Raw genomic sequence first — 13,334 nt, forward strand, 5'->3', positions numbered from 1 at the left:
CGCGAGCACAGCCCTGTGCCGCATGATGCGCCCCACGGGCTTGCGGCGCATCGCACCGCAAGCCCCCATCAGCCCCTTCTCAACGCTTGCCGACGAACCACCGGCGCAGGGTCTCCACACGCTTGACGATCTCCTCGGTAGAGGCCTGGGCCACCTCCGGACCACCGCACACACGGCGAAGGTCGGTGTGCACAACGCCATGGGGCTGACCGGAACGGCGGGCCCAGGCAGCGACGAGCTTGCTCAGCTCTTTACGGGCGGCGGCCCGTCGTCGGGCATCATCGACGCCGGAGTTGACCCGGCGCTGCGCCGCCGCAGCCGCCTGCTTCTTCTGGGCCTTGATCTGCTTGTCCTGACGCTGACGCAGCAGGGCCGTCACCTGCTCCGGCTCAAGCAGACCGGGCAGACCGAGGTACTCCTGCTCTTCGACACTGCCGACCATGGCGCCGGTGCCGAACTCACCGCCGTCGAACAGGACCCGGTCGAACTCAGCGGTGGAGTCCATGGCCTCGAAAGCGCCCAGCAGGTCATCCGAGGCCTTCTCCTCCTTGTTGGCATCGGCTACGAGCCGGTCCTCGGGGGCGAAGAGCGAATCCTCGTCAGTGGGCCTGGCGCCGCCTAAAACGTGATCGCGGGCCACCTCGATCTCGCCCGCCAGCCCCAGCAGGGGCGTGACTGAGGGCAGGAACACCGAGGCCGTCTCCCCTCGGGCACGCGAGCGGACGAAACGACCGACTGCTTGGGCGAAGAACAGCGGAGTCGCAGTAGAGGTCGCGTAGACGCCCACCGCCAAGCGGGGCACGTCCACGCCCTCGGAGACCATCCGCACCGCCACCATCCAGCGGTCCTCGCTCGCAGCGAAGGTCTCGATGCGACTGGACGCACCGGCGTCATCGGACAGCACCACGGTGGGAGCCTGGCCGGTGATGGCACGAAGCCGCTTCGCATAAGCACGGGCGGAGCTCTGATCCGAGGCGATGACGAGTCCGCCGGCGTCGGGCACCTGACGGCGCACTTCGCTCAGGCGCTGGTCGGCTGCAGCCAGAACCGCGGGGATCCACTCCCCCGAGGGATCGAGGGCCGTCCGCCAGGCCTGAGCCTCCAGGTCCTTGGTCAGCGGCTCCCCCAATCTCGCCGCCACCTCGTCACCGGCCTTGGTGCGCCAGCGCATGTCGCCTGAGTAGGTCATGAACATGACCGGGCGCACGACCCCGTCCCGCAGGGCGTCGGCGTAGTCGTAGGAGTAGTCGGCTCGGGAGCGCTTGGCGCCACCGGCCTCCTCGACGTAGCGCACGAACGGAATGGCCGACTCGTCGGAGCGGAAGGGCGTCCCGGTCAGGGCGAGCCGACGGCGAGCCGGCGTGAACGCCTCACGGATGGCATCGCCCCAGCTCAGCGCGTCTCCACCATGGTGAATCTCATCAAGAACCACCAGAGTGCGAATCGAGTCAGTACGGCTGCGGTGAAGCCTGACGTTGGCGGCGACCTGAGCGTAGGTCACGGCCGCCCCATCGAAGCGCGAGCCCAGCGCGCCCTGAGAATTCGTGTAGGAGGGATCCAGATGGATGCCGACGCGAGCGGCCGCCTCGGCCCACTGGTACTTCAGGTGCTCGGTGGGGCACACGACGGTGACCTTGTGGACATCGCCAGCGGCGAGCAGCTCAGTGGCGATACGCAGGGCGAAGGTCGTCTTCCCCGCGCCCGGTGTGGCCACGGCCAGGAAATCCTCTGGCGTATCCGCCAGGTACTTCTCCAGCGCGGCCGCCTGCCAGGCCCGCAGCGGTCGCGATGTCCCCCAGGCGGCGCGCTGAGGATAGGCCGGAGACAGATTCTCGGCGGCGAAAATGGATGGCTGGGTCGGGTGATGCTGCGCCCGAGAGCCTCGCGCGGGACTCACCGACCGCCTCTCGAGAAGGGGAAGCGCGGGAAGCGGGAACCGTCTCCCTTGCCGCCGCCGGGCTTCATCGTCTCGTATATCTGCTTGCAGGTGGGGCACACCGGGTACTTCGACGGATCCCGTCCGGGAGTCCACACCTTGCCGCACAGAGCGACCACCGGACGACCGGTGGTGGAGGCCGCGGCGATCTTGTCCTTCCGCACGTAGTGGGCGAAACGGTCGGCATCGCCGTCGTCAGTGGACTGGAGCTCCTCGCGCTCGAGGACGGCGGTCCCGACCGACTGACTCGGCTGAGCATCCGGGTCGCTGGAGACTCCGATCGTGGGTGCAAAGGGCTCGCTCATGGAGTCAGTGTAAGCCGAGTAAGCCGGGCAAACCGAGTCAGCCGGGCGAGCAGCAGATAGGCAGAGCGGCAAGAGCCTTCGTACGATCAGTACTGCTTCTTGAGCAGGCTCGCGGCAGCGGGATCAACGAGCACGAGCGCATCGGCGTGGTTCTGCATCACGGTGGCGGGCCACTGAGAGTCGACCTCGCCCTCGACAAGGTGGGCGATGGCCTCGGCCTTGTTCTCGCCGGTGGCGATCAGGACGAGCTTACGGGCCTTCATGATGGTCCCCAGCCCCTGGGTGATGCAGCGGGTGGGGACAGCATTGATGTCGCCATCGAAGAAGCGGGCGTTGTCACGGCGGGTCTGCTCGGTGAGCTCATCAAGGTGGGTCGAGGAGTCGAGCGGGCCGCCCGGCTCATTGAAGCCGATGTGGCCATCAGCGCCGATGCCCAGGATCTGCAGGTCGCAGTAGCCGGCAGCCGCCATGGCGGCCTCATAGGCGTCGCAGGCGGCCTGGAGGTCGTCGCTCAGGGCATCGGGGCCGTGCAGCGCGCCGGGCCGCATGTCCACACGGGAACGCAGGTTCCTCTCCATGAAGGTGGCGTAGCGCTCGGGGTGCCCCTCGGGCAGACCGACGTACTCGTCGAGCATGAAGCCAGTGACCTCCTTGAAGGAGATGCGCCCGGCCTCGCAACGGCGAGCGAGCTCGTCGTAGAGGGGAAGCGGACTCGACCCCGTGGCGGTTCCCAGAACAGCGGCGGGTTTCGCGGCCAGAAGATCCTCAATGGAATCGGCGGCGCGCTCGGCGATGGCCTCGGCGGTGTCCAGGATCACGAGCTTCATAGGTGTATTCCTCTTCGGCGATGCGGAGACGATCTCGGCCCGAGCGGGCCATCGACACCGAGCTGCGCAACAATGCGCGCCGGCCAGAAAACCTTAAAGCAGCAGATAACTGTTTGTCATCCTTCGGCACCGGACTCTCCGTCCATCAAGACCCGATGATCCGATGGCTCTCACTGCGTGTCGGCGTGCCCGGGCCACGAGCGCACGGTGGCGAGGACCTGAACCCAGCGCCGGTCCAACGCCCGCCCGCCCCAGACAGCACCTGCCCAGGCCAGACCCGCGCCCCAGAGCGTCCCGCTGGCCAGGAGCGCCCAGCCCCACTGCCACGCACCGGTGGCCGCGAGGACCCAGATTCCGATGAGGACCGGCAGCACGAGCACGGCGATCACCATCAGGCCGATCATCTGCACCAGGGAGGCGAGCAGGATCATGCCTGAGGTCCGCGACTTCAAAGGGCTCTCTCCCGGCGCATTGACCTCGTAGGGCAGGAGCGCGCTGATAACCGCCGACCAGGCTGCGGCGGCCCCGTACAGGCCGAGCTGCGCCCCGATGGACGCGGGGACGATGTCCCAGCGCCCGGTCCACGCTCCGAGGGCGGCGGTCCCGATCATCAGAACGGGAAGGTGCCACAGGGCAGCGGCTAGCATGCGCCCCAACCGGTCGTCACGGCCGCGTACTCCGGCGCTCAGGTGCATCCACAGGGCAGTGGAGTCATAAGCCAGGTCGTCGTGCAGCACCCAGCCGGACATCAAGGCGATCCAGGGGGGAACCCCGAGCAGCGCCGCCGGCGCTTCGCCGAGCGCAGCATTGACCGGAGCGCTCATGAAAACGACATCACTATCAGCGCTTCCGGTTGTCATGCTCAGCACCACCACAATGCCCACGATGAGCATGACGAATGTGGAGGAGAGGCCCAGAGCCAGGTAGCGCGGATCGTTGCGCCAGTAGCGCAGGCAGCGCGCGGCGATCGCGGCGGTCCGTGATGGAACGACCCGCGCCAGCCTCCGCTGCCACAGCAGCGGCTCGAAGGAGCCGGTGGTGGCGTCCGTCGCGCCGGCGGAGGCTGCATGAGGCGCATGGGCTGCAGAGGCGAAGCGCTCCGGGCGCCCACGCCGCCCGGCTGCACGGCCACCCGACATGACACGCTGCACAACCCGGCCCCACAACGGCATCAGCACAACCGGAAGCATCAGGGCGCCGGCCGTCAGAACCAGCGCCATGCCGAATTGCCCCTGGGCAAGACAGCCGGGAGCCGCGAAGGCCCATCCGAAGGGACTCAGCGACAGCACCCGGCCGATCATCATGAGCCCGGAGCCGTCGAGCCCGTGCGAGCGCGTGGCGACGAGGTTGAGCAGGCTCGGCATGAGGGCGGCCCCGATGACGGCCACTCCTCCGATGGCGCCGATGAGGTCTCGGCCTCGGCGGGTGGTCGATGCGCCCGTGCCGATCACGACGATGCGGGAGGTGAGCACGCAGGTCGCCAGGGCAACCGGAGCGAGGACCAGTGCGAGGCCGGCGGCGGCCCAATGCCCGCCCACCGCCCAGACCAGGGCGGGCAGAACGGCGCAGACGCCGGTTGCAATGCCCGGAATCCCCGCGGCTCCGGCCACGGCAAGCCCTCTGACCAGGGAGCGGGAGGGGGCGATCCATGGAGCGAGCGCCCGCGGGTCGAGCGTGGAGTCGACGCCCGTGAGCAGGAGCGGCACCAGGGTCCAGCCCAGGGTCGCCAGCGCTCCCAGAGCGCCGATGGTGGTCGAGGCGAGCGGGGTCGGGGCATGAAGACCGAGCGCTACGGCACCGGCCCCCACCGAGATGGTCGCGCTGAATGCCCAGGCGGCTCCGAGCAGAGCAGCCAGCAGGATCCACACACTGCGCCCCAGGGCGTTGAGGGTGATTCTCCACCTCAGTCGGACGAGGGTCGCAACCACGACAGCCCCTCTCTCGTCGCCGGGGCCCCGACGAGCTGGGTGAATCGGTCCTCCAGGTCCATGCCTGCGGCAACCTCCTCGGTGGTGCCCGCGGCTACGACTCGGCCGCTGCCGACAATGGCCACATGGGTGCAGAAGCGCTGCACGGTCGCCATCACGTGGCTGGAGATGATGACGGTGCCGCCACCGGCGGCGAAATCCGCCAGGATCGACTGGATCGTCTGGGCCGATACCGGATCCACAGCCTCGAAGGGCTCGTCCAGGACGAGGACACTGGGCGAGTGGACCAGCGCACAGGCGAGGTTGATCTTCTTGCGCATGCCGGCGGAGTAATCGGCGACGAGGGTGCGTCCGGCACTATCGAGGTCCAGGACATGGAGGAGCTGGGTCGCACGGGCGACGACGACGTCACGCTCGAGACCGCGCAGCAGCCCGGCATACGTGACCAGTTCCAGCCCGGTCAGGCGGTCGAAAGTGCGCAGGCCATCGGGCAGAACACCGAGCTGCGCCTTGGCGGCGATCGGCTGGGCCCATACGTCGATGCCATGGACGCTCGCGCGGCCGGCGTCGGGAAGCAGCAGTCCTGTCGCCATTGACAGGGTCGTGGTCTTGCCCGCCCCATTGGGACCGACAACGCCGTAGATGGAGCCGACCGGAACGACCAGAGAGAGCATGTTGACGGCGATCTTCTGTCCGAAGGCCTTGCACAGCCCTTCCAGGACAAGCGCGGAATCGGCTTGCACGGGTTGAGGAGACGCTGAGTCCATACGACTGAGGGTATGCACGAGAGCTCGCCCGATCCTCCTACCCGCGAAGGATCCTCGATATCTCGATATACAGACCGCCAGACCGCCTCTTTACAGCGCGTTATGCCGCGTTATGCCTCATCGCGCCTCATCGCCTCATGGCGATCGCTTCGCATCGCCCCAATGACGAAGGCGCGGCACCCAGCAGGGGTGACGCGCCTTGACGTCTTCGGTCCGGCTGCTCTCAGCAGCATCGGTCCCTCACGCTGAGGTCACTTGGCGACTGCCTTCTTCAAGGCGGAGCCGACCGTCAGCTTGACACCGTAGCCGGCGGGGATCTGGATCTCCTCGCCGGTGCGGGGGTTACGGCCGGTACGAGCGGCGCGCTCAACGCGCTCCACACCCATCAGGCCGGTGATCTTGACGGCCTCGCCCTTGGCGACATTGTCGACCAGGACCTTCTGGAAAGCAGCAAGGAAGGCATCAGCCTGGACCTTGGTGAGATCGGCCTCCTCGGCGATGGCGGCAATGAGCTCAGTGCGGTTGACGGACATATATCTGCCTCTCAGTCGTTGGTGGGCACCAGGAACGGTGCCGCTGACGGCAACGCTATGCATAAATGGGCTGTTTTGTCAGATATGACGGTGTTTTCTCGGCGTGGCGCACTACTTTGTGATCTTCTTTCGCCTCGTTGGTCACACGCGTCACACTCGCCACGGCCGGCAGTGCGAGCCGCGGCATCAACGCGCACTCAGGGAGCAGCGATGGCCTGAACGAACCAGGAGGTGATAGTGGTGGGGTGAGTCACAGCAGTACCGACGACGACGGCGAAGGCCCCGTGCTCCATGGCCAGAGCCGCCTGAGCCGGGGTGTGCACGCGGCCCTCGACGACGAGCGGGACCTCCGCTATCGCCGCCACTTGGTCGATGAGCTCGATGTCGGGACCATCGGTTCTGGGGCGTTCACCGGTGTAGCCCGCCAGGGTGGTGCCGAGCACGTCGGCACCGGCGTCCTGGGCCATGCGGGCATCGTCAAGGCTGCCGCAGTCGGCCATGACCAGGACATCCGGGCGTACCTCCTTGAGGCCGGCCACCGTCTGGGCGAAGGTGCGGCCATCCGGCCGCGGGCGGCGCGTGGCATCAATGGCGACGATCTGCGAACCAGTGGCGGCAACGGCGATGGCGTGATTCAGGGTCGGGGTGATGAAGACGCCGTCGTGACCGTCCTTCCACAGGCCGATCACGGGGACATCGACGTGCTGATTGATCAGGGCCAGGTCGGCCAGGCCCTGGGCGCGGATGCCGACGGCACCGCCGGCGACGCAGGCCTGGGCAACCTGGTCCATGGTGCGCGGATCGCGCATGGGCTCTCCCGGGTAGGCCTGGGCAGAGGCGATGAGTCCCCCGCGCAGCCTGACGAGAACAGGATCCAGTGCGGTCATGGGGTGTTCCTCCGTTAGTCGAGTGGGTGAGCCCCGCAGTCGGGACTCCGGGCGCTGTCGTCGCGGCGGCCTCAGAGGCCCGCGGCGCGGCGCGACAGGAGACGCAGCCGGGCCTGGTGGGCGGCGCCCACGATCGGGGCGGTCGTGCCGAGGGCGGCGGGAACGAGCTCGAGATCATCGGCCACGAGGCCGACGACCTCTGCGCGCACTGTCTCGCGCAGCGGCCCCCACCACAGGTCGCCGGAGCGGGCCAGGCCTCCGGAGACGATGACGCGCTCAGGATCCAGGACGGTGACGACGGCGGCGATGGCCTTGCCCAGGGCGATGGCCGCCTCGCGATAGACGCGCTGGGCGACGGCGTCACCGGCGTCTGCGAGTCTCTCCACCTGGTGGGCGCCGGTGACATCGACAGCGCTGGTGGCCTCGCGGTAGCGCCGGGCGATCTGGGGCCCGGCCGCGATGGCCTCCAGATGGCCGGAGCGCCCGCAGGTGCAGGGCTCGGATCCCGCCGTGCCGGAGGGCATGTGCCCCATCTCCCCGGCCAGGAAGTGCGCGCCGTGATGGACGTGGCCGTCCAGGACGACCGCCCCGCCGACCCCCGTGCCCACGGCGACGACGAGAACGCTGCCGGCACCGGCACCGGCACCGATCCAGGCCTCGCCGGCGGCGTAGGCGTTGACGTCGTTATCGACATGCACGAGCAGATCCTGCGACGCGACGCCTGCGGCGAGCAGGCGTCGCGCCACTCCCCCGGCGATGTCGGTGCCGGGCCAGCCGGTGATGGTGTCGGTGGCCGAAGCGACCACGCCCCGGCCGGCGTCAATGACACCGGCCGAGCCGATCCCGACCGCCACCGGGGCGAGTCGCACACGCCGCGCCGCGGGCGCACCGGTGTCGATGAGGGTCGTCACCGAGGAGGCGATGGCGTCGAGCACGGCCTGAGCGCCCTCGCGCGCCGGGGTGGGAGCTTCAGCCACAGGGCCGAGCAGCCCGCCGTCAGCGGACACGAGGGCAGCCGCGATCTTCGTACCCCCCACATCGACGCCGACGACCGGAGCGGTCAGCTGCTCGTCGACGATGGCGGCGGTCGACGTCGTCATCTCAGATCAGGCCCTGTTCGCGCACGATCGCCACGACCCTGTCCTTCGCATCGCCCTGCACCGCCTTGACGGGGAACGCCATGGTGTTGGTGTCGATGATGCCGATGGCCTGCATGGCTGTCTTGAAGGCGCCGATGCCCGACGCGTCGCCGGAGCGCCCCTGAGGCACGTAGACGATCTCGAATCCGGCGCAGATCCTGTCCTGGATACGACGTGCCTCCTCCCAATCGCCTCTCTGAGCGACCTGCCAGATATCCGCGTAGGAGCGCGGGTCGACATTGGCGTACCCGGGCACGACGCCATCGCTTCCGAGCAGGAGCATGCCATCGACAACGCACTCGTGCCCCGTCAGCAGCGCCAGTGGATGACCGGCGGCCTCATTGGCGGCGACCAGACGGCGGAAAGCGACATCGTCGCCCGAGGAGTCCTTGACGCCCGCCAGGACGCCTTCGCGTCCCAGCTGGACGAGCAGATCGCAGCCGAGCTTGACGCCGTTGAGGCGGACCGGGACGTCATAGGCGAACAGCGGAACGTCAATGGCGGCGGCGATGGCGCGGAAGTGATCGGCGATCTCGACGGCATCGTTGATCGCGTAGAAGGGGCAGGTGGCCACGACGGCGTCCGCTCCCAGGGCTTGGGCGCGCCGGGCCTGCTCGATGACACGGTTCGCCGTCGTGTCGATCGCTCCGGTAAGGACGGGCACGCGCCCTGCCGTCGTAGTGATGGCGCGCTCGATGATGGCATCGCGCTCAGCGTCGGTGAGATAGGCCGTCTCACCGGAGGAGCCCAGGAGGAACAGTCCGTTGACTCCTCCTGCGATGAGGTGCTCGATGACGCGGTCAAGACCAGCGAGGTCAACAGAGCCGTCTTGGGTGAATGGCGTGACAACCGGGGGGATGAGGCCGGTGAAACGGGTGTCCATGTGCTGCTTTCTCTGATTTCTTCAGTTGTCCGTGAATGGATGCCGGGGATGTGGGCGTGCGGGGCTCAGCCCTCGATCAGCCCTCGATCAGTCCTCGAGGAGCGAGGGCACTGCGCCGAGCAGAGTGCGCGTGTACTCCTGCCGGGGGCTGTTGAAGATCTCCCGGGTGGAGTTCGTCTCGAGAATCTCGCCGAAGTACATGACCGCGATGCGGTCACTGACATACCGGACGGTGTTGATGTCGTGGCTGATGAACACCAGTCCGAGGCCGAGGGCGGCCTTGAGATCCTGGAGGAGGTTGAGGACCTGGGCGCGCACGGACACGTCCAGGGCACTGGTCGGCTCGTCGGCCACGATGATGTCGGGGTCCAGTGCCAGGGCGCGGGCGATGGCCACGCGCTGACGCTGGCCACCCGAGATCTGCCTGGGCAGAACGTCCAGAGCGCTGGAGGGCAGCCCGACCAGATGAAGGAGATCCTTGACTTTTGCCTCGCGCTCCTTGGCGGAGCCGATGCCGTGAACATTGAGCGGGTCGATCAGGGTGTCGTGCACGATCATGCGCGGATTCAGCGCCGTGGCCGGGTCCTGGAAGACGACCGAGACCGAGCGCCCCAAGGCTCTGCGATCCGTAGCGCTACGCCCCAGCTTGCGTCCTTTGAAGTAGACCTCGCCGCGCGTCAGGGTTTGCAGACCCACCATGACGCGGGCGGTGGTCGACTTACCGCAGCCGGACTCCCCCACCAGCCCGAGGGTTTCGCCGCGCTTGACGCTCAGCGAGACGTCGTTGACGGCGTGAACCGTGTCTGGGCGGAAGAGTTTGCCCGTACGGGACCTGTGGATCACGTGCGCGTGTCGCAGCTCGATGACCGGGTCGGTCTCGGGGTTCCAGGAGCTGAAGGTATCGGCGGGCATCAGTGGCTCTCCTTTTCGAGGACCGCCTCTAGCTCGGGCGTGATGGCGTAGTAGTGCTCGGTGCTTCCGACCACCGGCTTGAGGACCGGCCGGCTCTCCAGGCCGACCTCGGGGTGGGAGGACCTGGGGGCGAAGCGGTCGCCCTTGACGAACTCCTTCGGGCTCGGAACGGTGCCGCGCACCTGATGCAGCCGCTTGGATCCCCCCTCAATGGAGAGGACCGCTCCCAGCAGGCCGCGGGTGTACTCGTGAACCGGGTTGGACAGCAGCTCGGAGGTCCCGGCCTGCTCGACGACCTGCCCGGCGTACATGACGGTGACGCGGTGAGCGACCTTGGCGACCAGAGCCAGGTCGTGACTGACGAAGACCATGGCGAATCCGAGCTTCTCGCGCAGCTCGCCCAGCAGGTCGATGACCTGCTTCTGGACGGTGACGTCCAGAGCGGTGGTCGGCTCATCGGCGATGACCAGGCTCGGGTCCCGAGTCAGGGCCATGGCGATGAGCACGCGCTGGCGCTGGCCCCCGGAGAGTTCATGCGGGTAGCTCTTGAGAGTGCGGACGGGGTCGAGTCCGACGAGCTCGAGGAGCTCCTCGGCACTGCGAGTCCCACCGCGTCGCGTGAGCTGCTTCATCTGGGACCGGATGAGCATGGAGGGGTTCAGGGAGGACAGCGCGTCCTGGTAGATCATGCTCATCTCATGGCCGCGCAGGGCGTTGTGCTCCTCAGGAGTCATCGTGAGGATGTTCTTGCCCTTGAACAGGATCTCCCCGGTGATGCGCGCCGTCGGGGGCAACAGCCCCATGACGGCCATGGATGTGATGGACTTGCCGCAACCGGATTCGCCGACCAGGCCCATGGTCTCGCCCGGGCGCACCGAGAAGGAGACGTTGTCGACGATGCTGACGTCGCCGTGCTGGACCGGGAATGCGATGGACAGGTTCTTGACCTCCAGGACAGGCTCGGCCTGGGGGGTGTCGTAGACGAGTCGATCATTCCTGGCGAGCTCGGTGGCGCGCAGAGCGGCCAGGCGCTCGGCGAGCGGGACTTCCTCTGCCGCCGGCTCGATCAGTCCGGTCAGGGAGCTCTTCTGGCCGCCCGGGGTGGCTGAGGGCGCGTCGTCGGCGTTGTCCCTTACGGCAGAGCCGGCCTCATCCCAGGCTTTCTCGGTATTCATGGCCTCTTCGTCGGCCTCGACGTCCACGCGAGCGCGGATGCGCGGGGAGGCCATGGCATCGGTCAGCCCCTCCGCCAGGACATTGAGGCACAGAGTGGTGATGAGAATCATGAGGCCGGGGAAGAAGGTCGGCCACCAGTGACCCGACAGCAGGAGCTCCTTGCCCTCGGAGAGCATATTGCCCCAGGTGGGGGTGTTGACCGACGTGATGCCGGCGCCGATGAAGGACAGCGATGCCTCGAAGACGATCGCATCGGCCACGAGCACCGTGGCGTAGACCATGATGGGGGCCACGCAGTTGCGTACGACGTGCCTGGCAAGGATCCAGGGCACGCGCGCACCCATGACCTTGGAGGCGGCGACGTAGTCCTCGCCGAACTGGGACAGGATGTTCGCGCGGACTACGCGCGTGAGCTGGGGGGTGTAGACGATGGCGGTCGCCAGGATGATCACCGGCACTATCGGCAGGCGCGAGGACATGGCCAGCACCAGGACCGCCGCCAGGGCGATGCCGGGGAAGGACATGAGGACGTCGAGGACGCGCATGACGACCTCGCCGATCCACTTGCGGCTGGTCGCGGCAATAGCGCCCAGGACGGAGGCCAGGGCCAGGGCGATGCCCGTGGCGCTCAGGCCGACGACCAGTGAGACCCTGGCCCCGTAGACGGCTCGAGAGAAGATGTCGCGGCTGGGCTTGTCGGTCCCGAAGAGATGGTCCAGCGAAGGCCGGACAGCGGGGTCGTAGGTGACGATGTCGGAGCCGCCCGGCACATGGACGGTCGTCTCCGCGGTGGCCAGGCCGGTGGCGCCGGGATCGTAGGGAGCCACCACCGGGGCGAAGATCGCCATGGCGACGACGATGAGCAGGACGGCGACGGCGATCTTGCTCCCAATGGGCAGGTTCTTCCAGCCCTGGAAGCGCAAGCCGGGCTTGGAGACCTTGTCGAGTGTGCGACTGTGCAGCATCAGACGCTCCTGATCCTCGGGTTGACCAGCACGTAGAGCATGTCAACGACGATGTTGATAATGATGAACGCCAGCGCCACGGTGATGGACACGCCCTGGACGATGTTGACGTCGTTGCGGGTGACGCCCTGGAAGATGAGCTGTCCCATGCCCTGGATGTTGAAGATCATCTCAATGACGACCGCCCCTCCCATGGCGTAGCCCAGGCGGAGACCGAGCACGGTCAGCGGGGTGATGAGGGCGTTGCGCAGCACGTTGCGCGCCACGACGACCCGTTTGGGAATGCCGGCTCCGATGGCGGTGCGCACGTAGTCGCGGTCGAGCTCCTCCACCATGGCGGTGCGCACGACTCGGGTCAGCGTCCCGGTGTTGGGCACGGCGATGGCCAGCGCCGGCAGGAAGATCTGACGCACGTATGCGGCCGGATCGTCGCCGAAGGGCACCCACTTGGTGACCAGGGAGGGGAACGTGCCGGTGGCGCCGGGGATGTCGCCGAACCATTGGATGAGCAGGAGCGCCAGCCAGAACGAGGGCGTGGCCAGGCACAGGATGGAGATGACGCGGATGACCTGATCCGGCATCCTGTCACGGTACAGAGCGGCGACAACACCCAGAACGGTGGCGGCGACGACTGCGACCAGGATTCCGATGAATGTCAGCTGAAGGGTGATCGGGAAGGCGCTCGACACCATGTCGGAGATCTTCACACCGGTGAAGGACGTACCGAGGTCTCCATGGGCCAGACCGATGAGATAGTCCCAGAACCGTGTGAGCAGCGGGTCGTTGAGGTGATGGGCTTGCCGATACTGCTCGAGGGCCTCTGGCGTGGCCGATTCTCCGAGCGCCAGGACCGCAGGGTCCGCGGTGGAGAACGACATGACGACGAAGACGAGCAGCGTCACGCCCAGCACCATGATCGGCAGCGCGAGCAGGCGCCGCCCGATCAGGCGGAGAAGGTTGGACACTGGAATGCTCCTTTGCCCCGCTGCCCGGCCGCAACGGCCCTGCGATGCGCAAGGCGGCGTGCGCGGCCGGGTGGCGAAGGCGGTAGAAGGGAAGTAGAAGGGAAGCGGACA

At 67.6% G+C, this 13,334-nt stretch carries 12 protein-coding genes; all 12 read right to left on the reverse strand.

What is annotated here, in order from left to right; genetic code table 11:
• Positions 1 to 79: 79 nt before the first annotated feature.
• Complete coding sequence (locus W5W_RS0111480) at positions 80 to 1,897, reverse strand: DEAD/DEAH box helicase (protein ID WP_017195491.1); 1,818 nt, start codon at positions 1,895 to 1,897, stop codon at positions 80 to 82.
• A complete protein-coding gene (locus W5W_RS0111485; RefSeq protein ID WP_017195492.1) occupies positions 1,894 to 2,241 on the reverse strand; it encodes a DUF3039 domain-containing protein in 348 nt (115 codons plus the stop codon). The genes W5W_RS0111480 and W5W_RS0111485 overlap by 4 nt, the downstream gene beginning before the upstream one ends.
• A gap of 86 nt (positions 2,242 to 2,327) precedes the next feature.
• On the reverse strand, positions 2,328 to 3,068 hold the full coding sequence (nagB, locus tag W5W_RS0111490) for a glucosamine-6-phosphate deaminase (protein WP_008732869.1): 741 nt from the start codon (positions 3,066 to 3,068) through the stop codon (positions 2,328 to 2,330).
• A gap of 170 nt (positions 3,069 to 3,238) precedes the next feature.
• On the reverse strand, positions 3,239 to 4,996 hold the full coding sequence (locus W5W_RS0111495) for a hypothetical protein (RefSeq protein ID WP_008732849.1): 1,758 nt from the start codon (positions 4,994 to 4,996) through the stop codon (positions 3,239 to 3,241).
• Positions 4,972 to 5,763 (reverse strand): ABC transporter ATP-binding protein, encoded by a 792-nt coding sequence (locus W5W_RS0111500; protein WP_017195493.1) that lies wholly within the window; start codon positions 5,761 to 5,763, stop codon positions 4,972 to 4,974. Before W5W_RS0111500 ends, W5W_RS0111495 begins: the two co-directional genes overlap by 25 nt.
• A gap of 251 nt (positions 5,764 to 6,014) precedes the next feature.
• On the reverse strand, positions 6,015 to 6,296 hold the full coding sequence (locus W5W_RS0111505) for an HU family DNA-binding protein (RefSeq protein WP_008732858.1): 282 nt from the start codon (positions 6,294 to 6,296) through the stop codon (positions 6,015 to 6,017).
• Between the two features lie 197 nt (positions 6,297 to 6,493).
• Positions 6,494 to 7,183 (reverse strand): N-acetylmannosamine-6-phosphate 2-epimerase, encoded by a 690-nt coding sequence (locus W5W_RS0111510; RefSeq protein WP_017195494.1) that lies wholly within the window; start codon positions 7,181 to 7,183, stop codon positions 6,494 to 6,496.
• A gap of 71 nt (positions 7,184 to 7,254) precedes the next feature.
• On the reverse strand, positions 7,255 to 8,283 hold the full coding sequence (locus W5W_RS0111515; protein WP_017195495.1) for an ROK family protein: 1,029 nt from the start codon (positions 8,281 to 8,283) through the stop codon (positions 7,255 to 7,257).
• Between the two features lies 1 nt (position 8,284).
• A complete protein-coding gene (locus W5W_RS0111520; protein WP_017195496.1) occupies positions 8,285 to 9,205 on the reverse strand; it encodes a dihydrodipicolinate synthase family protein in 921 nt (306 codons plus the stop codon).
• Positions 9,206 to 9,292: 87 nt separating this feature from the next.
• Entirely contained in the window at positions 9,293 to 10,117 is an 825-nt protein-coding gene (locus W5W_RS0111525; protein ID WP_017195497.1) for an ABC transporter ATP-binding protein, read from the reverse strand.
• Complete coding sequence (locus tag W5W_RS0111530; protein WP_017195498.1) at positions 10,117 to 12,258, reverse strand: dipeptide/oligopeptide/nickel ABC transporter permease/ATP-binding protein; 2,142 nt, start codon at positions 12,256 to 12,258, stop codon at positions 10,117 to 10,119. The genes W5W_RS0111525 and W5W_RS0111530 overlap by 1 nt, the downstream gene beginning before the upstream one ends.
• The gene (locus W5W_RS0111535; RefSeq protein ID WP_017195499.1) at positions 12,258 to 13,223 is read right to left on the reverse strand and encodes an ABC transporter permease; all 966 of its coding nucleotides are present in this window, start codon (positions 13,221 to 13,223) and stop codon (positions 12,258 to 12,260) included. The genes W5W_RS0111530 and W5W_RS0111535 overlap by 1 nt, the downstream gene beginning before the upstream one ends.
• Positions 13,224 to 13,334: the final 111 nt, after the last annotated feature.

The organism is Actinomyces massiliensis 4401292, assembly GCF_000269805.1.
GTDB classification, from domain to species: Bacteria; Actinomycetota; Actinomycetes; order Actinomycetales; family Actinomycetaceae; genus Actinomyces; species Actinomyces massiliensis.

What these genes read in the sequence shown, in the direction of transcription:
- W5W_RS0111485 (WP_017195492.1), bottom strand. Translation starts at nt 2,241, where the DNA reads ATGAGCGAGCCCTTTGCACCCACGATCGGAGTCTCCAGCGACCCGGAT.
- nagB (WP_008732869.1), bottom strand. Translation starts at nt 3,068, where the DNA reads ATGAAGCTCGTGATCCTGGACACCGCCGAGGCCATCGCCGAGCGCGCC.
- W5W_RS0111500 (WP_017195493.1), bottom strand. Translation starts at nt 5,763, where the DNA reads ATGGACTCAGCGTCTCCTCAACCCGTGCAAGCCGATTCCGCGCTTGTC.
- W5W_RS0111505 (WP_008732858.1), bottom strand. Translation starts at nt 6,296, where the DNA reads ATGTCCGTCAACCGCACTGAGCTCATTGCCGCCATCGCCGAGGAGGCC.
- W5W_RS0111510 (WP_017195494.1), bottom strand. Translation starts at nt 7,183, where the DNA reads ATGACCGCACTGGATCCTGTTCTCGTCAGGCTGCGCGGGGGACTCATC.
- W5W_RS0111515 (WP_017195495.1), bottom strand. Translation starts at nt 8,283, where the DNA reads ATGACGACGTCGACCGCCGCCATCGTCGACGAGCAGCTGACCGCTCCG.
- W5W_RS0111520 (WP_017195496.1), bottom strand. Translation starts at nt 9,205, where the DNA reads ATGGACACCCGTTTCACCGGCCTCATCCCCCCGGTTGTCACGCCATTC.
- W5W_RS0111525 (WP_017195497.1), bottom strand. Translation starts at nt 10,117, where the DNA reads ATGCCCGCCGATACCTTCAGCTCCTGGAACCCCGAGACCGACCCGGTC.
- W5W_RS0111530 (WP_017195498.1), bottom strand. Translation starts at nt 12,258, where the DNA reads ATGCTGCACAGTCGCACACTCGACAAGGTCTCCAAGCCCGGCTTGCGC.